The following is a 22,946-nucleotide window of genomic DNA, read 5'->3' as shown; positions in this document are numbered from 1 at the left end:
CACCAAGCTTGATTCGGAGTATGGCAAGAAGAGGATGCTAATAGCAAGATAGGAGGCCTCCTCACTAAGAAGTATGCTGAGATACCAAGAGAAACGTCCTTAACACTAAGAGAAAACACCTAAACACCAAGCTCGAGAGCACCGCACCAAGCCGGAGCGACCAACACCAAGCCGGAGCGGTCAACACCAAGCTCGCACTCCCAACACCAAGCCCGCTCCCTACATAACAAGACGCAACGGCACTTCCGCCCGCACCTCCATGAAAAAAAGCAGTAGCCGGCCGGGCTACTGCTTTTTGGTCTATTCATCCTGAGTGATACTTGTACATCCAAAGCACACCACTTTTTAATACGCGGGGGACTCGTCCGAGTAATGTACGTTCGCCCATAAGGCCAAATCCGTGCTTTTTGCCTAGTGAACCTAGTACACCTTTTAGTTTAATTTTTGGCAGCTGTTCAGGTAAGGCTTCTCCGTTCCACTGTGCCTTGAGGATCTGAACAATTTGTTCGGCCTGCCCTTCTGCTAGCTGCGCACTTGGGGCATGAGGCAGGCTCGCACAGTCACCTACTACAAATACATCTTCGTTACCGGGAAGAAAATGTTGTGGGGTTAATTCGATACGACCTGCGGAATCTTTTGCTACGTCTAAGTTCCGTACGACTTCAACTGGTTGAATGCCTGCTGTCCAAATAACTGCATCGACTTCAATTCGTTCGTCATGATTATAGATAGCATCGGGTTCTACTTTTGTGATATTTGATTTATTGATGATGTCAACACCATGGTCAACGAACCATCCTTGTACATACGTGCTTAGTTTGCGTGGGAATGCAGATAAAATCATTTCACCACGGTCGAACAATTTGATGGTTAAATCAGGTCGACTTTCGCGAAGTTCACTTGCTAATTCGACACCACTTAAGCCACCGCCTACAATCGATACGATTCCTTCCGGACGAACGTTGTTTAGGGCTTCATAAGTCTTACGAGTGGCTCCCATTGTTTGAATACTATAAGCATGTTCTTTGGCGCCTGGAACGCCATGATATTTGTCTTCGCAACCAAGTCCAACAATGAGCTTATCGTATGGAACAGACTCTCCGCTCTCGAGGATCACTGCTTTTTCTTCAAGTTCAATTGAATCGACGTTAGCATATGTTACTTTTAAACGAGAGTCTTCAGGAAAGGCAACGCGTAAATGATGATCTGCGGCAGTACCTGCAGCGAGAGCATAATATTCTGTTTTTAAACAATGGTAGGGCAAGCGATCAATTAACGTAATCTCAACATTTTTTGGCAGGTCATTTGGAAGAAGTCGCTGCATAACACGCATTCCGCCATAACCAGCACCTAGAATAACTAGTTTTTCCATGTAAGGTTTACTCCTTTTCGCGATAATGGCTGATAAACTTGCTTCGACTAACGTCATTACGCGATTTAATAATCGTATACGTGTAGGTTCTTTAGAATACAGGTGAATACCATAGGAAACATGAGAATGAATAATATGTGCCCAAAGTTCAATATCTGTTTCGGCATAAATTTCATCGCGAGTCAGGGCTGTTTGAAGTAATTCGCGCCAGTGAGCTAAAAGCAAGTGCTCATCATCAAGAACACAACGCCAAATCTGAATAGTTAGAGTAGGATGTTGGTCGTATTCGTCTAGGATAAAGTATAAGTATGAATGAATTCGATTAGAAAGCTGTAACTGATTCCGAGGATATTTTCGAATATACCTCATTACGCTACTTAGTCTTTCCTTTGCTAAGGAGTGCATAATTGATTCTTTGGTAGGAAAATAATTAAAAAAGGTTCCTTTAGCTACACGAGCTGCGGTTGTGATTTCTTGTACAGTTGTACGATCAAACCCTTTTTCTCTAAAAAGAGTAAGTGCAGCGTTTTCAATTCTTTTTTTGTTTCTACCTTTTTCACTTGCTGTTTCACTTATCGCTCTCTCCTTAGATGACCCCGGTCATTTTTAAATTATACCGACCATACAAGGAGAAAACAAGGTCAATTTGCCTGATAGTGACTGATCATTGACTTCTTTTTTTCTAAAAGGTAGTCTATAGGTAGAAATTTGAGGTGAAAAGATGAGACCAATTATTGAGTTTTGTTTCAGTAATCTTGCGAGTGAATCTCAAGGTGCAATGGAACAACTCGAAAAAGATCCGAATTTGGATATTATAGATTATGGATGTTTAAGCCACTGTGGAGAATGTTCGATGGGCCCGTATGCACTTGTGAACGGTGAACTTGTCTCAGGTAATACAGCCGATGAACTAGTGGCGAATATATATGTTTTTCTTGAGGAAAATCCAATGTTTTAATTAATGACTTCTAGCAGATACTAGAAGTTTTTTTGTGAAACCAATGAGGAGGTCACACATATGCCACTAATCCCGTTTTCTCATTCTTGGCCCTATGAGAAACAATTTAATGATGTATACCTGCACGAATGCCCGTTTTGCGGAGAAGATCAGGTATTGACACATATGAAAAACAGAGATTTAGAGGAAGCCAAAGAAGGTATAAAAAAGCAATTAAACTTACCTTGTTGTCATGCTAGATTAATCATTTTAGAGGCAGATGAAGACTACTTTTGGACAAATCAGGCGCTTAGGGAGGATCGGAAATAATGAAATTCACAAAAATGCATGGTTTAGGTAATAGTTATATTTATGTAGATTTATTTAAGGAAACGCTGGAAGAGCATGATCTACCTAGGTTAGCTGTAAAAGTATCTGATAAAAATAACGGAATTGGTTCAGATGGAATGATTTTGATTGGTCCATCCGATACAGCAGAAATTAGCATGCGTGTTTTTAACAATGATGGTTCTGAAGCAATGAACTGTGGAAATGGTTTGCGCTGTGTGGCTAAATTTGCATATGAGAATGGATATGTAAATCAAACGGTTTTTAACATCCAAACAAAAGGCGGGTTAGTGGAGGCCACTGTTCATCCAAATGAACAAAATAAAGTTCCAACCGTTACGGTAAATATGGGTGCGCCAAGACTGAGTAGATCCGCAATCCCAATGATTGGTTCTGCAGTGGATCAGGTTGTGAATGAATCATTTGATCTTGGAGAGCAGGAAGTTCGTCTAACAGCCGTTTCGATGGGAAATCCACATGCGGTTATTTTTACCGAGGATATTCAATCTGTTCCTCTTATGCAGGTTGGACCAACACTTGAGAAACACGAACGTTTTCCTGAATGGGTAAATGTTGAATATGTACAAATTGTAAAAGAGGATGAACTACATTTTCGCGTCTGGGAACGCGGAACGGGAATTACGCAGGCGTGTGGAACGGGTGCCTGTGCAGCTGTTGTTGCATCTATATTAAACGGCTATTCACAAAGAGATAATGAAGTAACAGTACATTTATTAGGAGGAGATCTTTTGATAACTTGGTTAGAAAACGGAGATGTTCTGATGAATGGTGCGGCTGAAACGATTTGTGAAGGTGAATGGCTTTTATAAAGCGATAAGAAAAACGCAGTGGGCAAAATTGTCCACTGCGTTTTTTTTAGTACGTTTTAATTACATTATAGAACGTATCGCGCTCAATCGGTGTCTTATTCGCACTCTTAATTAAGTGAATGAGCTCATCGCGGGTAATACCTGAAGATGTAAGTGCTCCAACTGAATGGGAAATACGCTCTTCAATTAAGGTACCGTGAATATCACTCGATCCAAATGTAAGAGCCATCTGTGTTAGTTGAACACCGATATTAATCCAATATGCCTTAATATGGTCAAAGTTATCTAACATCAAACGACTAATCGCTAATGTACGCATATCATCAAAAGCTGATGTTCTACGTTTAAGGTTTGCATTTACACTACGCGGTTGCATAGCTAGTGGGATGAAAACCATAAAGCCATTTGTACGATCCTGAAGCTGACGTACACGATCCATATGAATCAAACGTTCTTCTTTAGATTCGATTGAACCATATAACATCGTTGCATGAGTACGCAAACCAAGAGAATGAGCAATTTCATGTGCCTCAAGCCATTGGTCTGTTGATGCTTTATCAGGACTCATTTTTGCACGGTAGTTTTCAGTTAGAATCTCAGCTCCACCACCAGGGAGCGTGTCAAGACCAGCTTTGATAAGTTCTTCTAATACACCCTTCATACTTAGGCCAGAAATACGTGAAAAGAACTCAATTTCAGCACCTGTATATGCTTTAACAGTTGCACTAGGGTAGTGTTTCTTAAGTGTACGGATCGTATCAAGATAGTATTCAAAACCTACCTCAACGTTGTGCCCTCCAACAATATGAAACTCACGGATATTGTCATTCCAACGTTCGCCAACATAGTTAAGTAGAGCTTCTGAATCCATTGTATAAGCGCCTTCCTGGCCTGGCTTGCGCTTAAATCCACAGAAACTACATGAAGCTTCACATACGTTGGTTGGATTAATGTACATATTCTGAATGAAATAGACATTATCTCCGTTTTTCTTAAGATTTACTTGATTTGCAAGTTGTGCAACACCAAGTAGATCAGGTGTTTCATATAAATATAGTCCATCTTCAATCGTTAATCGTTCTCCGTGAAGAACCTTTTCTTTGATACCTTCAAGCTTTGTATCAGTTAACAATATGCTCATCCGATTCATCTCCTGCTCTCTAGTTGACCGATCTCGGCGGCCAAGCTGGATTACATTCTATATAATTAATCATGATATTGTGTAATCACACACTATTATACTACCGTCATCTGCTGATTTAAAGACTTGTGCCTTATAGTTAATGAATTGTTGTAAAAATATAGTGATTCAAAAGGAAACTGATAGAATAAAAAATGCAAATATGATTGCATATGCAGGTACATTTTAGTAGACTAAAAGTAACAAGTTTCCTTTTAATGGTTATCATAAAGGAGGATTAGTTATGTGTAGCTACTGTACAACTGAATCGTTTGAAGAACAGATTGAACATACTAGACAAAAAATGGTTGACGCAGCTGGTGAATTTGGTTTGAATCATCCTCAGGTCCTCTACTTTAGCCAGGAATTAGACAGGCTTCATACTTGTTTACTTGCTAAGTTGGCTAGAAAAAGGCAGGTTGGTTGAGATTGTATACCTATCGTACTATAATAAGCATATAGTGAAATGATAGGAGGGTAATCATGATTACATTAACAGATGCAGCGGTTGGCCATATAAAAGAAATGATGAAAGCTGAAGAAGATGACACACTTATGCTTCGAGTTGGAGTAAAAGGTGGCGGATGTAGCGGTCTTTCTTACGGCATGGGTTTTGATAACGAACAGTCACCCCAAGATACGAAGGTAGAAATTAATGGATTATCCGTACTAGTTGATGAGGAAAGTGCTCCAGTCATTAAAGGATTAGTTATAGATTATAAGCAGAATTTGATGGGCGGAGGATTTACGATTGATAATCCAAATGCCATTGCTTCGTGTGGGTGCGGTACGTCTTTCCGTACAGCTACTAACGCAGGAGCGCCAGGTGATTGCTAAACAAATTAGATATTCATTAAAAAAACCATTTAGCAGGTCTTTGTTAAATGGTTTTTTTATGATTATGATTGTTTATGAAAGGGAACGTTAAAAGTAAGACAAGTTTGAATATTACATAGGTATAAAGTTATTAAATGTTGTCGCGGCGAGATGTGACGAAACTGCATAAACATTTGGTTGAATGAAGCGTTTACAACCATATAAAATAGGAATATGAAATAGCATTTATTTAATTCATTAGTAAAAAGGGGGAACAATGATGGCAGAAAAAACCAGCATTCGTTCAAAGATTCAAAAGTTCGGTAGTAATCTTAGTAGCATGATTATGCCAAATATCGGTGCATTTATTGCATGGGGAATTATTACTGCAATTTTTGCAGGCGTAACTGCTTACTATGGTGAAGGTAGCTCGCCAGCTGAGTCCGTTTCGTTTCTAGAAGCAATGGTTAGCCCGATGATCACATATCTTCTTCCACTGTTAATCGCATTTACTGGTGGTCGAATTCTCCACGATTTCCGAGGTGGGGTTGTTGGTGCGACGGCGACAATGGGTGTCATTGCAGCAACAGATGTTCCAATGTTTATTGGTGCCATGATCATGGGTCCACTAGGTGGTTATTTAATTAAGAAAGTCGATCAAAAGTTAGACGGTAAGGTGAAACAAGGTTTTGAGATGTTAGTTAACAACTTCTCTGCTGGTATCCTAGCCGTTATCTTAGCTTGCTTTGGTTCATTAGCTGTTGCTCCACTTGTATCTGGATTAACAACTTTAATGGGTCTTGGAGCTGAAACCATTATTGGCTTGGGATTATTACCTTTAGCAAGTATTTTCATTGAGCCTGCAAAGGTTATGTTCCTAAACAATGCCATTAATCATGGGATTTTAACACCTATCTCGATTGAACAAGTAAGAGAAACCGGAAAATCAATTTTTTATCTTTTGGAAGCTAATCCAGGTCCTGGTATTGGTGTTTTACTTGCATTTATGTTCTTTGGTAAGGGAGCATCTAAAGCTTCAGCGTATGGTGCAGGTGTTATTCACTTCTTCGGTGGTATTCATGAAATTTACTTCCCGTATGTACTAATGAAACCACTAATGTTTCTTGCAGTTATCTTTGGTGGAATGACTGGTGTATTTGTTTTTAGCGCATTTGATGTTGGTCTAGTTAGCCCTGCATCTCCAGGAAGTATTATTCCTATTATTGGACTTGCAGCACCCGGTGATTACTTTTACGTCCTTCTAGGAGTGCTTGCAGCTGCAGCAGTATCTTTTGCAATAGGTTCATTAATCCTTAAGTTCGACCGCAAAGGTGAGGAAGAAAATCTTGCTGATGCAACAAGCAAAATGGAAGCAATGAAAGGCAAAAAGAGCGGTGTTTCTGCATCTCTTAATGGTTCAAGTTCTGAAAATAAAACAGCTTCATACGCAGACGTAAACAAAATTGTCTTTGCATGTGATGCTGGAATGGGATCAAGTGCGATGGGTGCATCAATCATGCGTGATCGTGTGAAGAAAGCAGGCCTTGATACTGAGGTTATCAACACATCTATTAGTAATATCCCTGATGATGCTGACCTTGTCATTACACACAAAGATTTAACCGATCGTGCAAAATCAAAAAAATCGGATGCTATTCATGTATCAGTAGATAACTTCATGAACAGCCCGCGTTATAATGAAATCATTGAAGAGCTTCAAAACGGTAGCAGCGAGACTTCTGTACCTGCAGCTGTTGATGGTCAGAAATCAAAAGAAGACATTCAGAAGATCATCTTTGCATGTGATGCTGGAATGGGATCAAGTGCAATGGGTGCATCAATTCTTAAAAACAAAGTGAAAAAAGCTGAGCTTGATGTGTCAGTATCGAATACATCTATTAGCAATATTCCGGCCGATGCGGATGTTGTTGTAACTCACAAGGACTTAACAGATCGTGCGAAACAAAAGCAACCTAATGCAGAGCACATTTCAGTTGAGAACTTCATGAACAGTCCGAAGTACGATGAACTCATTGATCGTTTAAAATAACATCACAAAAGAGGAGGGGAGTTCATGTATATTCCAGCTAGAGAAAGACAGCTGTTAAAACTTCTACTTAATGAGCAGAATCAATTAGATTTACGTGAATTAGCCTCTTCTCTTGATGTTAGTACTAGAACAATTCAACGAGATCTAAAAGGCTTGAGTGGGGTCATGTCAGACTATGACCTCACTTTACATAAAGATTTGACGAAGGGATATCAGATTCTTGGAGCACAAGAGGATCTTATTCAATTAAAGAATGATTTAGCTTCGTTGGAGCCAAGTGAATATACTCCTGAAGAACGACAGTTGCTTTTACTTGTAGCCTTGCTTGAAAAGCAGGAGCCAGTAAAGCTTTTTTCTCTTGCAGAAGAATTAAATGTAACAGTTGCAACAGTCAGCCATGATTTGACAAAAGTCGAAGAGTGGCTATCTTCATATCACCTAACTCTCATAAGGCGTCGCGGGTATGGAGTTGAGGTAGCAGGCTCTGAAACAAATATCAGACGTAGTTTAAGCCGTTTAATCACTGAGAATATTAGTGAGAGTAATTTTTATCACTCAGTAGGAGACTACTCTTCTGATCAATCAGAAACTGAATCAATCTCAGAGCGTTTACTTGATATTGTAGACGCAAAAAAAATCCAACGTGTTCAAGAAGCGGTTGAGGATCTTCGGACACATTCTAATGGGCAAATGGCCGACTCCTCTTATATTGGGCTTATTGTTCATTTAGCATTGGCGATTGAACGAATTCAGCAGGGTGAGAAAGTGCAAATGGATGAAGAACAATTATCCGAATTGCAACAGGAAACAGTGTATGAGTTAGCCAAAACATTAGCGATTTCTTTAGAAAATATTTTCTCTATCTCCATTCCTGAAGAAGAGATTGGCTACATTGTTATGCATCTTCGAGGAGCAAAGATTCAAAAGGAGTACAATTTATTTAATAATGAAGAGTACACTGAACTCTCTTATTATGCAGATCGTCTTATTAAACAAATGGAAAACAATCTGGAGCTTAGTTTTGACGATCATTCTCTATATCCGGGGCTGATTTCACATCTTGAGCCGGCGCTTTACAGAATGAATCATGGGATGAAAATTCATAATCCTTTACTTGAAAGAATTAAGCAAAACTACGCCAGTTTATATAAACGAGTTAAAGAAGTAACGGAGAAAGTGTTTGATCCACTAATTGTCCCTGAGGAAGAGATTGGGTTTTTAGTGATGCATTTTGGTTCTGCTATTGAACGACAAAATCAAAAAAATCCTTTGAAGGCTATGGTTATCTGCTCAAGTGGGATCGGCTCATCAAAACTCTTAGCAAGTCGACTTGAGAAAGAGTTCCCAGAAATTGAACAGATCGACAATGTTTCGTTATTTGATTTTAATAAACACGAAGCCAGGTACTACGATCTCATTATCTCAACTGTACCCTTAACTCAAAGTGAGCAATATTTTTTAGTGAAACCATTTTTATCAAAAGAAGAAACGGAACAAATAAGGCAGCATATTAAATCAGTAAAGAAAAAGCGTCCAATTGTAAGTCGACCTGTAGCAAATGAGCAAAAAATGGTTGGAGCTAATATACCTGAAACGTTTTTTGAACAGTTATCACTGCTTAGCCAGGATGTTGCGTTAATAATAGATTCATTTTCCCTAAAAAAGGGTAAAGTAATGGACGAGGCTCTTGCTCATGTTTGTACAGAACTTGAAGAAGCAGGTTGTGTAACGGATGCAGTTCCTGTTTTTGAAGCCCTACTACAACGAGAACGTTTAGGTGGACTTGGAATACCTGATACAAATCTGGCTTTATTTCATACTAGAACAGAGCAAGTATTAAAACCGGTCTTTACAATGCTTCGACTTGATGTGGAAGAATCTCTTGCCTCGATGGGTGATAAGCCCGTCATTGTAAATAGGGTCATTTTAATGTTGGCACCAATTGATGCCAACCAGAACCTGCTTGATTTGCTAAGTAGCTTAAGTGTGATGCTCATCTCAAGTGATGAACATACACGCATCATGGAAACTGGCACAGAGGCAGAGATTAAGAAACTAATTAGTCAGCATTGTTTTGAATATATTCAAAAGCTAGTACAAAAAGGAGTGCACAAATTATGACAAATTCTATTCTGAAACAAGACAATATTGTAGTAAATGCACAAGCTAAAACAAAAAAAGAAGCCATTGAAGAGGCAGGAACACTTCTGTCTGAGCGTGGATACGTGACGGCTGAATATGTAGCAAAAATGCACGAACGTGAAGAATTAACATCTACATTTATGGGGAATATGCTTGCGATTCCTCATGGTACAGAGGAAGCAAAAGGGGAAGTGAAGGAATCAGGAATCTCCATTCTTCTTTATAACGACGCAATTGATTGGGATGGAAATGATGTCCGTCTTGTTATTGGCATTGCAGGAAAAGGAAACGAACATTTAGAGATCCTATCAAAAATCGCGATTGCTTGCTCCGAGGAAGAAAATGTTGAGAAGTTATTAACATCTAAAACATCTGATGAAGTGCTTGCATTTTTCTCAGAGGTGAATGAATAATGAAAGCTGTACATTTTGGAGCAGGTAATATTGGGCGCGGATTTATTGGCGCCCTTTTAAGCCGTGCAGGTTACGAGGTAGTATTTGCAGATGTAAATGAAGCTGTGATATCTGAATTAAATAACCGTGGAGAATATACAGTTACAATTGCTAGTGAAGAAGGAGGACAGGAGCTTGTTACAGGTGTTCGTGGACTTCATAGTAATCAAGAAGAAGATGCCTTAGTACATGAGATTGCTACAGCTGATTTAATTACAACGGCTGTTGGTCCTACTGTTCTTAAATTCATTGCACCAACATTGGCGAAAGGGCTAAAGCAACGTGCAGCAGATGCTAAACCAGTCGATGTAATCGCTTGTGAAAATGCTATCCGTGCGACATCGACATTAAAGGAATATACAAAGGATCAGGTTTCTGAATCAGAGTGGGCAACCATCATTCAGAAAACCGGTTTTGCTGATGCCGCAGTTGATCGTATTGTTCCTAATCAAAAAAACGAAGATATTCTTGCTGTTTCCGTTGAACCATTTTTTGAGTGGGTAGTTGAAAAGCCATCATTAAAAGGTGACAATGCAGCGATTGAAGGCGTGACGTACGTAGATGATCTCATTCCTTTTATTGAACGTAAGCTGTTCACTGTTAATACGGGACATGCTTTAGCCGCGTATTTTGGTTATGAAAAAGGCTTAACAACGATTAAAGAAGCGATGGAAGATCAAGACGTGAAACATAAGGTTCAAGCAGGTTTAAATGAGACCAAACTCGTGCTTGTCCAAGAATATGGTTTTGACAAAGCTGAACATGAAGCCTACATCACAAAGATTATTGGACGTTTTGAGAATCCGTATCTTTCAGATGACATTGTGCGAGTTGGGCGAGGACCAATCCGTAAACTTGGCTTTAACGATCGCTTAATCAAACCGGCAAGAATGTTGTTTGATCAAGGTCAAGTCCCAAGCGTGCTTCTTGAAGTCATTGAAGCAGCCCTTCATTTTGACGTGGCTGATGATACTGAGAGCCAGGAGCTACAGAAGCTACTTAAAGAAAAAGGAAAAAAAGAAACGCTAATTCAAGTAACTGGATTAGAAGAGAACCACCCATTAATCCAAGCGCTTATATAAAACCATACAAAAACCTGCTGATTAGCTTACATAATCAGCAGGTTTTGTTGTTTTATTTTAAAATAAGCTTGTACTGTGTCCTGGAAATACCCGTGCTTTTGGATCAATATACGCTTTTGCATTGTTAACAGCCGTTGGAGCTTCACCAAATCCTGTTGCAATCAGCTTTACCTTTCCATCATAGGTACAAATGTCGCCGGCACCGTAAATCCCTTTAATATTTGTCTCCATTTTTGTATTCACCACAATGGAATTCTTCTCAATCTCAAGACCCCATTCTTTAATTGGGCCAAGCGAGGAAACAAATCCGTAATTAACAATAAGGGCATCAACATCAATTGTTTTTTTGCCTTCACCCTTCACTTCACTTAACTCAACTTGAGTTATGGCACCATTTTCTCCGTTAAGGCCAGTAATTTCATATGGAGTAACGATGTTCACATTGGATTCTTCAAGCAACTGCACACTATGCTCATGCGCACGGAACTTATCACGACGGTGTACGATTGTTACTTCTTTTGCTAGTGGTTCAAGCATTAGAGACCAGTCTAATGCCGAATCTCCTCCACCTAATACAACCACACGTTTTCCAGCAAATTCACTTAAGTCTTTTATAAAGTAATGTAGGTTTGTCTGTTCATATGCTTCAGCACCTTCTAGTTGAAGACGGCGAGGTTGGAATGCACCCGCTCCTGCTGTAATGATAACGGCTTTAGAATAATGAGTTTCTTTATCTGTTGTAATTATAAATGTTTCATCATCTTGTTTCGTTAATTCTGAAACAGCCTGCTCAAGTACGATTTCAGGGTTAAATTGTTGCGCTTGAATGGTTAACTGTTCAATAAGATCCTGAGCTTTCACCTTAGGAAATCCTGCAACATCATATATATATTTTTCAGGGTAAAGGGCTGAAAGCTGTCCACCTAACTGCGGCATACTTTCAATAATTTTCACCTTAGCTTTACGCATGCCTGCATAAAAAGCAGCGAATAAGCCAGTTGGCCCTCCCCCGATGATCGTTATATCAAATAAATCTTCTTGCTCTGACATGTTTAGACACCTCCGAATTATTACCTGCCTTATCCATTATAGCTGTACTTAAAAGGAAAAACAAAGGATGAGAATCTTTTTCACTTGTTTTTCTTAAATTAAGATTAGCATTCTCATATAATGTAGGAAGCAGATAAGGCTATGTTAGAACTTCTTTCATAAATCACACGAAAAATGTTGAAAAGTCTGGAGAAAACACATATCATAGGATGTAGATAAGATGTGTCTATTTTGCGTCGGATTTAGTACAAACGTATCTTTGTATATTAGTTCGTGAAATAGATCACATAAAACGCACTTATAAAATAAACTGATGGAAGTGATATCGTGAATAAGCCGCATATTGTCATTCTTGGCGCAGGTTATGGTGGAATGATCACAGCAACGAGGCTTCAGAAAAAAATGGGAGATAATGAAGCAAAAATCACGCTTGTAAATAAGCATGATTACCATTATCAAACAACATGGTTACATGAACCCGCAGCAGGAACGATGCTACCTGAAAAAACAAGAATGCCAATCAAAAGCGTAGTAGATTTTCGTAAAATCAATTTTGTTCAGGATGAAGTTGTTGAAATTAAAACAGAAGAAAAAAAAGTTCTACTAAAAGACGGAGAGCTTGACTACGATTATTTAGTTGTTGGACTTGGAGCAGAAGCTGAAACCTTTGGAGTACCAGGTGTAAAAGAACATGCGTACAGCAAATGGACAGTGAATGGTGCACGTCAAATTAAAGATCACATTGAAAACTGTTTTGCGAAATACAATAATCAAGTAGAAAAAGAAGAAGGATTACTTACCTTTGCTGTAGCAGGAGCAGGATTTACAGGAATTGAATTTATCGGTGAGTTGTCTGAGCGCGTTCCACAGTTATGCAAACAGTATGATATTGCTCGTGAAAAAGTGAAACTATACGTAGTAGAAGCAGCCCCTACCGCACTACCTGGATTTGATCCAGAACTAGTAGAGTATGCAATGAATCTACTAGAAAGCCGTGGCGTTGAATTTAAAATCAACACGCCAATCAAAGAAGTAACAGATTCTGGAGTTGTAGTAGGAGAAGGCGAAGAAATAAAAGCTTCAACTGTAGTATGGGCGACAGGTGTTCGTGGAAGCTCCATCATTGAACGCTCAGGATTCGATAACATGCGTGGACGAATCAAAGTCGAACCAGAACTTCGTGCCCCAGGACATGACAATATCTTCATCATCGGAGACTGTGCCCTGATCATTAACGAAGAAATTAACCGACCATACCCACCAACAGCACAAATTGCCATGCAGATGGCTGAAATCTGTGCCAGCAATTTGAACGCCTTAATAAACGGCGGAGAACTAAAAACCTTTAAACCAGATATCAAAGGAACAGTTGCCTCACTTGGAGGTAAAGAAGCCATTGGAGCTGTAGGATCACGAAAACTATACGGCGGAACAGCAAACTTCATGAAAAAAATGATTGATAACCGCTACCTTCTTCTTTTAGGTGGAGTAGGCCTCGTATTGAAAAAAGGGAAGAAACCATTTTAATTTTAAAAACTAAAATATAGATGCGAGAAATGGACAATATTTGTTGTTCGTTTCTCTTTTTTTGTTGGTAACCGAAGTGACCTCTTGCTAAGTACGTAATCTCGCTTGGAAACAGGGGCAGTGTCTTGGAGAGAAAGAGAATTCTCTTGGAAACAGGGGTCAGGTCATGGAGAGGAAGAGATTTCTCTTGGTAACAGAGGGCAGGTCTTGGACAGGAGGAGATTTCGCTTGGTAACAGGGGCAGGGTCTTGGAGAGAAAGAGATTCCGCTTGATAACAGGGGTAAGGTCTTGGAGAGAAGGAGATTTCGCTTGGTAATAGGGGTAAGGTCTTGGAGAGAAGGAGATCCCGCTTGGTAACAGGGGTAAGGTCTTGGAGAGAAGGAGATTCCGCTTGATAACAGGGGTCAGGTCTTGGAGAGAAGGAGATTTCGCTTGGTAACAGCAGCGAGGTCTTGGAGAGAAAGAGATCCCTCTTGGTAACAGAGGTCAGGTCTTGGAGAGGAAGAGATCCCTCTTGGTAACAGAGGTCAGGTCTTGGAGAGGAAGAGATCCCGCTTGGTAACAGGGGTAAGGTCTTGGAAAGAAGGAGATCTAGCTTGGTAACAGCGGCGAGATCTTGGAAAGAAGGAGATCTCACTTGGAAACAGCGGTCAGGTCTTGGAGAGAAGGAGATCTCGCTTGGTAACAGAAGTCAGATCTTAGAGAGAACACAATATGTCTTAGTAACCACCGCAAGGTCTTGCTAAAAAGCCCAAACCTCGTGCTAACCACAGCATCCGTCTTGCTCATTTCTATACAGACAGAGTCTCTGTAACGATCTTCTTAAAACATTAGATTGACTGAATTCTACTCCTTTTTGTAAACTAGTAGAGAAGATAAGGAGTGAAGCAACAATGAATATTCCGCAGCTGGTCATTTCGATGCTGATTTTTTTAGTTATGTTTTTTGGAATCGGTTTCTTGTTAAATATGCTGTTGCGTTCAACATGGCTGATGGCTTTTATATATCCGCTTGTTGTGCTGATTATTGTGAATCAAAGTCCGTTTGGAAGTTATTTTACTCAACCTATTCTTGAGCTTCAGAACTTGGGAACCGCTTTAATTAATTTAAAAGTAGTGGACCATCTTGTTCTTTCGTTTGGTTTGGTGGGTTCTATTGTAGCGGGCATTGTTATTAAGATGCTGCGTGTTCGAGGGTATCAGATGTTTTAGAGTGTTTACGTAGTTTCTCTCATATGAATACTTCTTCTATATTTTGGAGAAGCTGTTCTGTGAGAGGAGTGAGTATTCTTGAATATGCCAAAAAGGCGCCATACAAGAAACATTACAAGTCGAGCAATTATGAGTGTATTGCTAGTTATTGCAATTTGGGCAACATTTACAACCATATCTGGTGTTCAGGCAGAACAGGTAAATACATGGGTGCGAACCCAATTAACCAAATCTGAACAGGTGACATATCCAAGCTGCAAATTATCCATACAAACAGGTGTCTCTAGCTAAAAAACAGCTACCACAATATCAAACGGCTCAAGCTATCTTGTCAGAGCAGGTTACTGCTGAAGAAACAGAACAAAGTGCACTTGATTCGCTTGGAAGACTGGTCGAAGTACCCCGTGCATCATGTGGAAGCCACTGGTTATACGGCGGGATATGAGTCGACTGGAAAGGTTCCTGGCGATGAAGCATATGGCATAACTTTCTCAGGTGTACCCGTTACAAGAGACGTCTTTTCAACTATTGCAGCTGATACAAATGTCTTCCCAATCGGTACGGTTCTTTTCATTCCGGGTTATGGATATGGGGTAGTGGCAGATACCGGTTCAGCTATTAAAGGTGACAAAATTGACTTATATTATCATACAGTTGATGACGTCTATGAACGCTTGGGTAAAAAAGAACTGGATGTCTTTATTGTAGAAAAAGGATCGGGTTCATTAAGCCAAGAAGAACTAGAAGCGATGAATGAAGATGAAGCTGTTCAAGTATTTAGAGGACAAATTGATTCTTAAAACTGTCTGAGACCCTTTCATTTGTGAAAAGGTCTTTTATCTATAGAAAAGAAAAAAGGCAAGAATTCGTATTTAATCGAATTCTTGCCTTTTTCATTTAGAAAATCCAAGCATATAAACCAAGTGTTAAAAATACGCCGAGTAGAGCTCCAAAAAATACTTCAATTGGCTGATGGCCTAGTAGTTCTTTTAGTTTGTCTGCATCTTCTTTTTTCGGCCATGACTTGACCTCATCAACTAGCTTGTTAAAATCAGCAACGAGTTGATTAAGAACGGTTGCATGATAACCAGCGTGTCTTCTGACTCCTGTTGCATCAAACATCACAATGATACCTAGAATGGCTGTTGCTGCAAATACAGGGGAATCAAGACCAAGTTCAATGGCAACGGCTGTAGATAAGGCAGTAACAGCTGCAGAGTGAGAGCTAGGCATGCCACCGGTGCTGGTGAAAAGTTCAAAGTTAAGCTTTCTTGTTGCAATAAAAGCTAGGGGGATTTTAATAAATTGAGCCACAATGATGGCAATTAATGCAGACCATAAAGGGAAGTTTTGCAAAATCTCCATGTATGCAATGACGTCCTTTCCTACGAAACAAAATCACGTATTCATTACCATTATTATAGCACAGTCACCTTATAGATTAAAAAGATAGTCAATATTAGATTACGCTGTTTTTTAGCAAAACATGTTATACTAGTGTAATAATAAGGAGGGGTTAGTTTGTATAAACAAGCGGCACAGTTTTCAAAAGAAGCAACACATGACGTGTTTGTTATTGGACTATTAAAAAATGGGGAATTAGATTCAGGAGCTTCTGAGCTTAACGAAATCGTGAATGGCCAAATAGGTGAATTAAAGAAACAAGGATTGCTTTCATCTGATAAGGGAGAGCTTCGTTCATTTTATACATTTGGTCAAGCGAAAACAGCTACTGTATATACAATTGGCTTAGGCAACAAAAATGAATTGGATGCTCAAGGAATTCGTGATCTTGTAGGCAAGATTGGTAAAAAACTAAATGAAGATCGTGTAACGGATGTTGCGATCAGCGTGGATGCGTTGCAAACGGATGATATCAGTGTAAGCGAACTTGCTTTTTTAATTGGTGAAGGATTAGCCTTAAGTACATATGAAGTTGTTGATTATAAGGAAAAGTCAAATAAACCAGATAAAAAAGTAGAATCTGTTACTCTTTATACAAATGCTTCTGAAGATGTTGTAGACGCGGCTGAAGAGGGAAAAGCTTATGCAGAGGGTACAAATTACGCAAGAACACTTGTAAATACACCTGCAAATCTTTTAACACCTACAGATTTAGCTGAGGAAGCGCAGAAACTATCTGAGCGTTATGGTTTTAAGATTGAGGTTCTTGAGGAAGAAGACATGAAGAGACTTGGTATGGGTGCGTTACTTGCTGTTACAGCGGGAAGTGATCAACCTGCCAAAATGATTGTCTTAACATATCAAGGGACAGACAAGTGGGAGAATGCAATTGGTTTAGTTGGTAAGGGAATGACATTTGATGCAGGTGGAGTATCACTTAAGCCAACTGCGGGAATGCATGAAATGAAAATGGACATGGGTGGCGCAGGTGCTGTACTTGGAGCTATGGAGTCTATTGGTCAACTTAAACCAAAAGTAAATGTTGTAGCGGTTATCCCTTCAGCAGAGAATATGATTAATGGCTCTGCTTTGAAGCCGGGTGATGTGATTCGTGCGATGACAGGTAAAACGATCGAAATTCGTAATACGGATGCAGAAGGTCGCTTAATTCTTGCAGATGGTGTTGCGTACGCTCGTCAGCTTGGCGTTGATTACCTAGTTGATGTTGCAACTCTTACAGGAGCTGTAGTGGTCGCTTTAGGAGATTATACAACTGGAGCGATTACAAATAACGATGCATGGATGCAAAAGGTTACAGAAGCTTCTGAGACAGCTGGTGAATGGATTTGGCAGTTACCTAGCCATAAGCCATATAAAAATATGCTTAAAACGAGTAATGTTGCGGACCTTAATAATGCACCAGGACGAGCTTGGTGGTAGTATTACAGCTGGTTTATTTATTGGAGAGTTTGTTGAAAATACACCATGGGTTCACCTGGATATTGCTGGAACTGCATGGCAGGACAAATCAACAGCCAATGGACAAGCTTGGTGCAACTGGCGTCATGGCACGTACTCTTACCAGACTTGTTTCTTCACATTCAGCTAACTAATAAATCAAAAAAAGCCAATGGATTTCGTATCCATTGGCTTTTTCAGTTGTTAGATTCACTTATTTCACAGCGTCTTTTAACTGTTTTCCGGCTTTAAAAGCAGGTGTTTTTGTAGCGGCAATATTAATTTCTTCACCGGTTTGAGGGTTGCGGCCTTTTCTAGCTGCACGTTCTCGTACTTCAAAGTTTCCGAAACCAATCAATTGAACAGTTTCTCCCTTTTCTAGAGATTCTGAAATAATATCAAAAGCCGATTGAATGGCTGATCCAGCATCCTTTTTAGTTAGTTGAGCACGTTCAGCTACTGCATGGATAAGTTCTGATTTGTTCATGTCTTAACAACTCCTTTTTTTCTAGGTTGCGATCTGCTACCATCCTTTCCCTTTTGAAAAGATAATATACATATCCAAGAAAAAAAGTTAGATAAATCGTTTTCGTTGGTAGATGACGGCGTTGATTTGCCCTCCTAATACAAGCATGATGCCTGTAATAAAGAACCAAAGCATAAGAATGATCACACCACCAAGACTACCGTACGTTGCTGAATAATTGGCGAAGTTACTGATATATAAAGAGAAAAAGAAGGAAACAAGCTGCCAACCAAGAGTAGCTATAACAGCCCCAATGATTACTTCTTTAAATTTCAACTTTACATTAGGAGAAATCCAATAAATAAGCGTTAACAACAAGATCATGAACACAACACCAACAGGATAACGTAATACATTGAGCAAGGAAGCTGTTGCTTCTGGCATTGCTAAATATGTCTCCAGAAAGTTGATAATAACGGTACCGAAAACAGGCATAATCAGCGTAACGACAATGGTTGAGATCATACCAATCGTAAGAATGATTGAGAATAGGCGCATTTTCACAAAGTTACGTGTTTCCTCAATGTCATACGAACGATTAATGGCACGCATAAGTGCATTTAAACCATTAGAAGCTGACCAAATAGTTGCCAAGATACCAAATGAAAGCAGTCCACCCGATGGTTGATTAACCGTTTCTATAATGGTCTCAGAAAAAAGCGAGCCTATTTCTTCAGGTAAATAATCACCTATAAAACCTTCAATGACTGTATTATCTAAATCAAAGTAAGGAATAATCGCTAACAAAAAAATGATGAGCGGGAAGATCGAGAGCATAAAATAATAGGCAAGCGTTGCTGACCAATCTGGAATAGGGTCGGTTTTTAGCTTATTAATAAGCTGTTTTGAAAAGGAACTTTCTCTTTTTCGCATATTCATCATCCTTTGATTAAGTAAGTGTAGATGAGTTCTTTTGATTTAAATCCCCTTCTTTTCCCAATGCTAAACTCCTGTATAATAAAAAGAAGAGAAAATAAATGTTGGGGGAGTTTCAACAATGTATAAAGCACGGGAACCAAAATTTCTATGGATTTTGTTATTTGTAATGTCTTTATTCTATGCGATATATCAAGTAAATCCGTTTACAATTCTTTTTATTGTTTTAGCCGTTTTATTTCTAATGATTATGTTTTCCCACTATACGCTTATTATTGATGAGAATACGCTTATCTTTAAGTACAATCTAGGGAGAATGACACTCATTCAGCGAAAGGTCACAGCTGATTCGATCAACAAGATCACCTTTATTACGTCTTCTCGTCAAACTATTGCCTTAGTTCAATTGCAAAAAGGCTTTAGGCTCAAATTACATCGTTTTCAACCAGTAGATTTTATTCAAGATCTTAAAGAATTTGCAGATGAACATGAAGTACAAACAGAAGAAACAAGTTTTTTAAAACAGAGCAAGTGACAACAAAGTCCTTCTTAGATATACTAATCAAATAACAACCAAAGGAGTGATCAGCTTGCCAACTGTGGAAAGCTTTGAACTGGATCATACCATTGTAAAGGCACCGTTTGTTCGGCCATGCGGTACGATTAAAGTGGGATCAGATGGAGAAGTGCGTAAGTTTGATATTCGTTTTATTCAACCGAACAAAGGAGCAATGAAACCTGATGTTATTCACACAATGGAGCATTTGCTTGCCTTAAATATTCGCCGCTTTGCAGAACCCTATAACCATTTTGATGTGGTGGATTTATCACCAATGGGCTGCCAAACGGGATTTTATCTTATTATGCACGGAACTCCGTCTGTAGACGAGATTATTGATATTTTAGAAGAAACGATGAAGTACTCGCTTGAGATTGAAGAAGTACCAGCAGCAACTGAAAAGCAATGCGGACAAGCGAAATTGCATGATTTAGAAGGTGCAAAGAAGTTAATGAAGTACTGGTTGAATCAAGATAAAGAAACGTTACGCGAGATCTACTAAAGTTAGACACGTGATATCGTGAAGGCGCTTGGACAAAAATGATTTAGCTAACAAAAAACCGAACCCTCAAATGAGGATTCGGTTTTTTGTCCCTTAAAATGAATGGAGTAGGGCTACCCGCTCCGGCCATACACTCCGCACCCCGCAGGGCGGGTTGGTGAGCCTCCTTGTCCTACATACCCTCTCACTACCCTTGATCAATAATATCGTTTGACGTATCTCCTTTAAACGACAACTGCGATGATGGGGTGATACTGCCTTTTAGGACGTCACGTATTAAATGCAAGGCCTCCTCATTCGCAGGCGTTGTATTGGAGGCAGTACAATTCTCAGGAACATAAATTTTATAGTCGCGCATATAGGCATCATTCGCAGTGAAATGAACACACATATTTCCTGCTACGCCTGTCATAATAACAGTTTCAACCTTTAAATGTTCGAGTAACAAGTGCAGAGGAGTCGCAAAAAATCCAGAGAACTTTGGCTTTAAAACAAAATAGTCCTCCTCAGCTTGGTTTTAATAACTCAGTAATCTGTCGACCACGTGTGTCATTCTCTATTATATACTCCACAATTTCTTTAAAATCGGATTGCCACCTACCATAATTATCATTCACATAGATCGTTGGAATTCCAGCATCCTTTGTACGCCTTTTTAAATCAGCAATGTTTTCTGCACAAGGCAATGCCTGTTCCAAAAGTTTATCACCGTCTTCAAAATCCATCGCATTGATCATATCTATAATAATTAAAGCTACTTTGTTTTTAGATTTTGACGTTTTTTCGATGTGAAGCACCTCCATATTGGATATAGGATCTTAGTAAAATGTAAAAAAGAGTATTCGTTCAATGTTGTTCACTATGTTATGATATACAAAATGTAGAGATAACATCCTTGGGTAGGAAGGGGACATCATTATGGATCAAAAAGCAATTGAAATTCTCCATATAATTGAATCAAATGGTCGCGTAGAGATACCGATCTTAGCTAAAATGGTAGAGGTTACAGAAGAAGAAGTAAAGGAATACCTTCAACAGTTGGAGAAGAAGCGAGTGATCCTCAGTTATTCAGCTGTCATTGACTGGACCAAAGTACGTGATCAAGAAGGTGTTACAGCCGTTATTGATGTAAAAGTAACGCCTAAGCGTGGTGTTGGTTTTGATGAGGTAGCAGAACGTATCTACCGATTCCCAGAAGTGCAGGCCTTGTATCTCATGTCAGGAGCCTATGATTTGTCTGTAGTTATTGAAAGCAAAACGATGTCAGAGAGTGCTCGATTTGTTTCTGACAAATTGTCAACGATTGACTCAGTTATTTCAACAACTACACATTTTCAATTAAAAAAATATAAGCATGATGGTGTTGTTTTTGATGAACCTGATAAAGATCGCCGTATGGTGGTGTCTCCATGAGTTCTATCAGTATGAATCGAACATCAAGATTATCAGATCGAGTACAAGAAATACCTCCTTCAGGCATCCGTCGTTTTTTTGATTTGGCGTCTACTATGGAAAACGTCATCTCACTTGGTGTAGGTGAACCTGACTTTGTTACACCTTGGAAAGTGAGAGAGGCAAGTATCTCTTCCTTAGAACGAGGGTTCACTTCCTATTCTGCAAATGCGGGTGTGATTGAACTTCGACGTGCTATTGCTGATTATATGGAAACTCGTTTTTCTGTTTCCTATGATCCTGATACAGAAGTATTAGTGACAGTCGGAGCCAGTGAAGCCATCGATATTGGTATGCGTGCCATTCTAAATCTAGGCGATGAAGTGATTATCGTTGAGCCGACCTTTGTATCCTATCGTTCATTGGTTTCAATGGCGGGAGGGGTACCCGTGCCCATTCGAACAGGTATTGAAGATAATTTTAAAGTAACGGCTGAATTAATTAAAGAAGCGATTACACCAAGAACAAAAGCACTCATGATTTGTTTTCCTAATAATCCAACAGGCTCTACAGTTGGTCGCGAAGAATTAGAAGGCATTGCTAAATTGGCGGAAGAACATAATTTACTCGTGTTTTCAGATGAAATTTATGCAGAGCTTTCTTATGATGAGCCCCATGTGAGTATCGCGGAAATAGGTGATATGAAAGATCGAACAATCTTAATATCAGGTTTTTCCAAATCATTTGCAATGACTGGGTGGCGATTAGGATTTGTTTTGGCACCACCTGATATATTAGCTGCTATGTTAAAAATCCATCAATACACGTTAATGTGTGCGCCGACAATGGCTCAATATGGTGCGATTGAAGCCTTAGAAAACGGAATGGAAGATCTTCAGCATATGCGTGATGCCTATCGTCAGCGACGTAATTATGTAGTGAAGACATTTGCAGAGATTGGACTTCCGTGTCATTCTCCCGGAGGTGCATTTTATGCCTTCCCATCTGTTGGAAACACAGGGTTTACCTCAGAAGAATTTGCTGAAAAGCTGCTTCTTGAAGAGCGTGTTGCAGTGGTTCCAGGACATGTGTTTGGAAAAGGCGGAGAAGGCTACATTCGATGTTCTTATGCAACCTCCATGGATAATTTGCAGGAAGCAATGACTAGATTAGATCGGTTTTTAACAAAATATGCGTAAGCAAGAGGCTGCTTATTAGATCTGAATCTGAT

The 22,946-nt window shown here is 39.4% G+C and carries 24 protein-coding genes and 3 pseudogenes; 18 read left to right on the top strand and 9 right to left on the bottom strand.

What is annotated here, in order from left to right; genetic code table 11:
• Window positions 1–304: 304 nt before the first annotated feature.
• Both NDM98_RS08150 and NDM98_RS23440 read right to left on the bottom strand, forming a co-directional pair.
• Window positions 305–1,372, bottom strand: a complete 1,068-nt coding sequence (locus NDM98_RS08150; RefSeq protein WP_285803970.1) for an NAD(P)/FAD-dependent oxidoreductase — start codon at window positions 1,370–1,372, stop codon at window positions 305–307.
• A 411-nt stretch (window positions 1,373–1,783) separates the two neighbouring features.
• A pseudogene (locus NDM98_RS23440) lies at window positions 1,784–1,906 on the bottom strand (TetR/AcrR family transcriptional regulator); the annotation flags it as partial.
• A 187-nt stretch (window positions 1,907–2,093) separates the two neighbouring features.
• Between NDM98_RS23440 and NDM98_RS08145 the strand changes: the two are divergent.
• From NDM98_RS08145 to dapF, 3 genes are read left to right on the top strand one after another with little or no spacing between them, the layout of a single operon-like run.
• Entirely contained in the window at window positions 2,094–2,330 is a 237-nt protein-coding gene (locus NDM98_RS08145) for a YuzB family protein (protein WP_251606169.1), read from the top strand.
• Between the two features lie 60 nt (window positions 2,331–2,390).
• Window positions 2,391–2,639, top strand: a complete 249-nt coding sequence (locus NDM98_RS08140; RefSeq protein ID WP_251606166.1) for a hypothetical protein — start codon at window positions 2,391–2,393, stop codon at window positions 2,637–2,639.
• Entirely contained in the window at window positions 2,639–3,487 is an 849-nt protein-coding gene (gene dapF, locus NDM98_RS08135; RefSeq protein WP_251606164.1) for a diaminopimelate epimerase, read from the top strand. Before NDM98_RS08140 ends, dapF begins: the two co-directional genes overlap by 1 nt.
• A 46-nt stretch (window positions 3,488–3,533) precedes the next feature.
• Here the strand turns inward: dapF and mqnE are convergent, their stop codons facing one another.
• Complete coding sequence (gene mqnE, locus NDM98_RS08130) at window positions 3,534–4,628, bottom strand: aminofutalosine synthase MqnE (protein WP_251606162.1); 1,095 nt, start codon at window positions 4,626–4,628, stop codon at window positions 3,534–3,536.
• A 283-nt stretch (window positions 4,629–4,911) separates the two neighbouring features.
• On the opposite strand from mqnE, the gene NDM98_RS08125 reads away from it, so the two are divergent.
• The 6 genes from NDM98_RS08125 to NDM98_RS08100 all read left to right on the top strand — a co-directional run bounded on the left by NDM98_RS08125 (window position 4,912) and on the right by NDM98_RS08100 (window position 11,209).
• Window positions 4,912–5,094 carry an aspartyl-phosphate phosphatase Spo0E family protein gene (locus tag NDM98_RS08125; RefSeq protein ID WP_251606160.1) on the top strand — a complete coding sequence of 61 codons (183 nt, stop codon included), beginning with the start codon at window positions 4,912–4,914 and terminating at the stop codon, window positions 5,092–5,094.
• Window positions 5,095–5,150: 56 nt separating this feature from the next.
• Window positions 5,151–5,504: a HesB/IscA family protein gene (locus tag NDM98_RS08120; RefSeq protein ID WP_251606158.1), complete on the top strand. Its 354-nt coding sequence runs from the start codon at window positions 5,151–5,153 to the stop codon at window positions 5,502–5,504.
• A gap of 256 nt (window positions 5,505–5,760) precedes the next feature.
• Complete coding sequence (locus tag NDM98_RS08115; RefSeq protein ID WP_251606156.1) at window positions 5,761–7,533, top strand: PTS mannitol transporter subunit IIBC; 1,773 nt, start codon at window positions 5,761–5,763, stop codon at window positions 7,531–7,533.
• A gap of 24 nt (window positions 7,534–7,557) precedes the next feature.
• Window positions 7,558–9,654: a BglG family transcription antiterminator gene (locus tag NDM98_RS08110; RefSeq protein WP_251606153.1), complete on the top strand. Its 2,097-nt coding sequence runs from the start codon at window positions 7,558–7,560 to the stop codon at window positions 9,652–9,654.
• Window positions 9,651–10,088: a PTS mannitol transporter subunit IIA gene (locus NDM98_RS08105; protein ID WP_251606150.1), complete on the top strand. Its 438-nt coding sequence runs from the start codon at window positions 9,651–9,653 to the stop codon at window positions 10,086–10,088. The genes NDM98_RS08110 and NDM98_RS08105 overlap by 4 nt, the downstream gene beginning before the upstream one ends.
• Window positions 10,088–11,209, top strand: coding sequence for a mannitol-1-phosphate 5-dehydrogenase (locus tag NDM98_RS08100; protein ID WP_251606148.1), 1,122 nt, complete (start codon window positions 10,088–10,090; stop codon window positions 11,207–11,209). The genes NDM98_RS08105 and NDM98_RS08100 overlap by 1 nt, the downstream gene beginning before the upstream one ends.
• A 57-nt stretch (window positions 11,210–11,266) precedes the next feature.
• Here the strand turns inward: NDM98_RS08100 and NDM98_RS08095 are convergent, their stop codons facing one another.
• Window positions 11,267–12,259, bottom strand: a complete 993-nt coding sequence (locus tag NDM98_RS08095) for an NAD(P)/FAD-dependent oxidoreductase (protein WP_251606147.1) — start codon at window positions 12,257–12,259, stop codon at window positions 11,267–11,269.
• 327 nt (window positions 12,260–12,586) lie between these two features.
• Here NDM98_RS08095 and NDM98_RS08090 point away from each other — a divergent pair, with 327 nt between their 5' ends.
• The 4 genes and pseudogenes from NDM98_RS08090 to NDM98_RS08075 form a co-directional block, all read left to right on the top strand.
• Window positions 12,587–13,786, top strand: a complete 1,200-nt coding sequence (locus NDM98_RS08090; protein ID WP_251606146.1) for an NAD(P)/FAD-dependent oxidoreductase — start codon at window positions 12,587–12,589, stop codon at window positions 13,784–13,786.
• An 894-nt stretch (window positions 13,787–14,680) separates the two neighbouring features.
• The gene (locus NDM98_RS08085) at window positions 14,681–14,998 is read left to right on the top strand and encodes a YuiB family protein (RefSeq protein ID WP_251606145.1); all 318 of its coding nucleotides are present in this window, start codon (window positions 14,681–14,683) and stop codon (window positions 14,996–14,998) included.
• 78 nt (window positions 14,999–15,076) lie between these two features.
• Window positions 15,077–15,289 carry a hypothetical protein gene (locus tag NDM98_RS08080; protein ID WP_251606144.1) on the top strand — a complete coding sequence of 71 codons (213 nt, stop codon included), beginning with the start codon at window positions 15,077–15,079 and terminating at the stop codon, window positions 15,287–15,289.
• 92 nt (window positions 15,290–15,381) lie between these two features.
• A pseudogene (locus tag NDM98_RS08075) lies at window positions 15,382–15,798 on the top strand (3D domain-containing protein); the annotation flags it as partial.
• Window positions 15,799–15,895: 97 nt separating this feature from the next.
• Here the strand turns inward: NDM98_RS08075 and NDM98_RS08070 are convergent.
• Window positions 15,896–16,363 (bottom strand): divergent PAP2 family protein, encoded by a 468-nt coding sequence (locus NDM98_RS08070; protein WP_251606143.1) that lies wholly within the window; start codon window positions 16,361–16,363, stop codon window positions 15,896–15,898.
• Between the two features lie 156 nt (window positions 16,364–16,519).
• On the opposite strand from NDM98_RS08070, the pseudogene NDM98_RS08065 reads away from it, so the two are divergent.
• Window positions 16,520–18,015: pseudogene (locus tag NDM98_RS08065) on the top strand (leucyl aminopeptidase).
• Between the two features lie 59 nt (window positions 18,016–18,074).
• Here NDM98_RS08065 and hbs read toward each other — a convergent pair.
• Together hbs and NDM98_RS08055 are read right to left on the bottom strand one after the other, a co-directional pair.
• Window positions 18,075–18,347 carry a non-specific DNA-binding protein Hbs gene (hbs, locus tag NDM98_RS08060; RefSeq protein WP_251606142.1) on the bottom strand — a complete coding sequence of 91 codons (273 nt, stop codon included), beginning with the start codon at window positions 18,345–18,347 and terminating at the stop codon, window positions 18,075–18,077.
• 87 nt (window positions 18,348–18,434) lie between these two features.
• Window positions 18,435–19,259 (bottom strand): YihY/virulence factor BrkB family protein, encoded by an 825-nt coding sequence (locus NDM98_RS08055; RefSeq protein ID WP_251606139.1) that lies wholly within the window; start codon window positions 19,257–19,259, stop codon window positions 18,435–18,437.
• A 124-nt stretch (window positions 19,260–19,383) separates the two neighbouring features.
• Between NDM98_RS08055 and NDM98_RS08050 the strand changes: the two genes are divergently transcribed.
• Window positions 19,384–19,797 carry a hypothetical protein gene (locus NDM98_RS08050; protein WP_251606136.1) on the top strand — a complete coding sequence of 138 codons (414 nt, stop codon included), beginning with the start codon at window positions 19,384–19,386 and terminating at the stop codon, window positions 19,795–19,797.
• A 55-nt stretch (window positions 19,798–19,852) separates the two neighbouring features.
• Window positions 19,853–20,323: an S-ribosylhomocysteine lyase gene (locus NDM98_RS08045; RefSeq protein ID WP_251606133.1), complete on the top strand. Its 471-nt coding sequence runs from the start codon at window positions 19,853–19,855 to the stop codon at window positions 20,321–20,323.
• Window positions 20,324–20,510: 187 nt separating this feature from the next.
• Here NDM98_RS08045 and NDM98_RS08040 read toward each other — a convergent pair whose 3' ends face one another.
• Window positions 20,511–20,777, bottom strand: a complete 267-nt coding sequence (locus tag NDM98_RS08040) for a cysteine hydrolase family protein (RefSeq protein ID WP_373370400.1) — start codon at window positions 20,775–20,777, stop codon at window positions 20,511–20,513.
• Window positions 20,778–20,829: 52 nt separating this feature from the next.
• Complete coding sequence (locus tag NDM98_RS08035) at window positions 20,830–21,126, bottom strand: isochorismatase family protein (protein ID WP_251606128.1); 297 nt, start codon at window positions 21,124–21,126, stop codon at window positions 20,830–20,832.
• Between the two features lie 115 nt (window positions 21,127–21,241).
• Between NDM98_RS08035 and NDM98_RS08030 the strand changes: the two genes are divergently transcribed.
• Entirely contained in the window at window positions 21,242–21,736 is a 495-nt protein-coding gene (locus tag NDM98_RS08030) for an Lrp/AsnC family transcriptional regulator (RefSeq protein WP_251606125.1), read from the top strand.
• Window positions 21,733–22,914 carry an aminotransferase gene (locus tag NDM98_RS08025; protein WP_373370362.1) on the top strand — a complete coding sequence of 394 codons (1,182 nt, stop codon included), beginning with the start codon at window positions 21,733–21,735 and terminating at the stop codon, window positions 22,912–22,914. Before NDM98_RS08030 ends, NDM98_RS08025 begins: the two co-directional genes overlap by 4 nt.
• Window positions 22,915–22,946: the final 32 nt, after the last annotated feature.

The sequence above is a fragment of the Alkalicoccobacillus plakortidis genome (assembly GCF_023703085.1).
GTDB lineage: Bacteria > Bacillota > Bacilli > Bacillales > Bacillaceae_D > Alkalicoccobacillus > Alkalicoccobacillus plakortidis.
Note: the sequence above shows the minus strand (reverse complement) of the source record. Positions and strands in the feature narration are given on the sequence as shown.

Coding starts and splice junctions, on each gene's coding strand:
- NDM98_RS08150 (WP_285803970.1), bottom strand. CDS start 1,372: ATGGAAAAACTAGTTATTCTAGGTGCTGGTTATGGCGGAATGCGTGTT.
- NDM98_RS08145 (WP_251606169.1), top strand. CDS start 2,094: ATGAGACCAATTATTGAGTTTTGTTTCAGTAATCTTGCGAGTGAATCT.
- NDM98_RS08140 (WP_251606166.1), top strand. CDS start 2,391: ATGCCACTAATCCCGTTTTCTCATTCTTGGCCCTATGAGAAACAATTT.
- dapF (WP_251606164.1), top strand. CDS start 2,639: ATGAAATTCACAAAAATGCATGGTTTAGGTAATAGTTATATTTATGTA.
- mqnE (WP_251606162.1), bottom strand. CDS start 4,628: ATGAGCATATTGTTAACTGATACAAAGCTTGAAGGTATCAAAGAAAAG.
- NDM98_RS08125 (WP_251606160.1), top strand. CDS start 4,912: ATGTGTAGCTACTGTACAACTGAATCGTTTGAAGAACAGATTGAACAT.
- NDM98_RS08120 (WP_251606158.1), top strand. CDS start 5,151: ATGATTACATTAACAGATGCAGCGGTTGGCCATATAAAAGAAATGATG.
- NDM98_RS08115 (WP_251606156.1), top strand. CDS start 5,761: ATGATGGCAGAAAAAACCAGCATTCGTTCAAAGATTCAAAAGTTCGGT.
- NDM98_RS08110 (WP_251606153.1), top strand. CDS start 7,558: ATGTATATTCCAGCTAGAGAAAGACAGCTGTTAAAACTTCTACTTAAT.
- NDM98_RS08105 (WP_251606150.1), top strand. CDS start 9,651: ATGACAAATTCTATTCTGAAACAAGACAATATTGTAGTAAATGCACAA.
- NDM98_RS08100 (WP_251606148.1), top strand. CDS start 10,088: ATGAAAGCTGTACATTTTGGAGCAGGTAATATTGGGCGCGGATTTATT.
- NDM98_RS08095 (WP_251606147.1), bottom strand. CDS start 12,259: ATGTCAGAGCAAGAAGATTTATTTGATATAACGATCATCGGGGGAGGG.
- NDM98_RS08085 (WP_251606145.1), top strand. CDS start 14,681: ATGAATATTCCGCAGCTGGTCATTTCGATGCTGATTTTTTTAGTTATG.
- NDM98_RS08070 (WP_251606143.1), bottom strand. CDS start 16,363: ATGGAGATTTTGCAAAACTTCCCTTTATGGTCTGCATTAATTGCCATC.
- hbs (WP_251606142.1), bottom strand. CDS start 18,347: ATGAACAAATCAGAACTTATCCATGCAGTAGCTGAACGTGCTCAACTA.
- NDM98_RS08055 (WP_251606139.1), bottom strand. CDS start 19,259: ATGCGAAAAAGAGAAAGTTCCTTTTCAAAACAGCTTATTAATAAGCTA.
- NDM98_RS08050 (WP_251606136.1), top strand. CDS start 19,384: ATGTATAAAGCACGGGAACCAAAATTTCTATGGATTTTGTTATTTGTA.
- NDM98_RS08035 (WP_251606128.1), bottom strand. CDS start 21,126: ATGGAGGTGCTTCACATCGAAAAAACGTCAAAATCTAAAAACAAAGTA.
- NDM98_RS08030 (WP_251606125.1), top strand. CDS start 21,242: ATGGATCAAAAAGCAATTGAAATTCTCCATATAATTGAATCAAATGGT.
- NDM98_RS08025 (WP_373370362.1), top strand. CDS start 21,733: ATGAGTTCTATCAGTATGAATCGAACATCAAGATTATCAGATCGAGTA.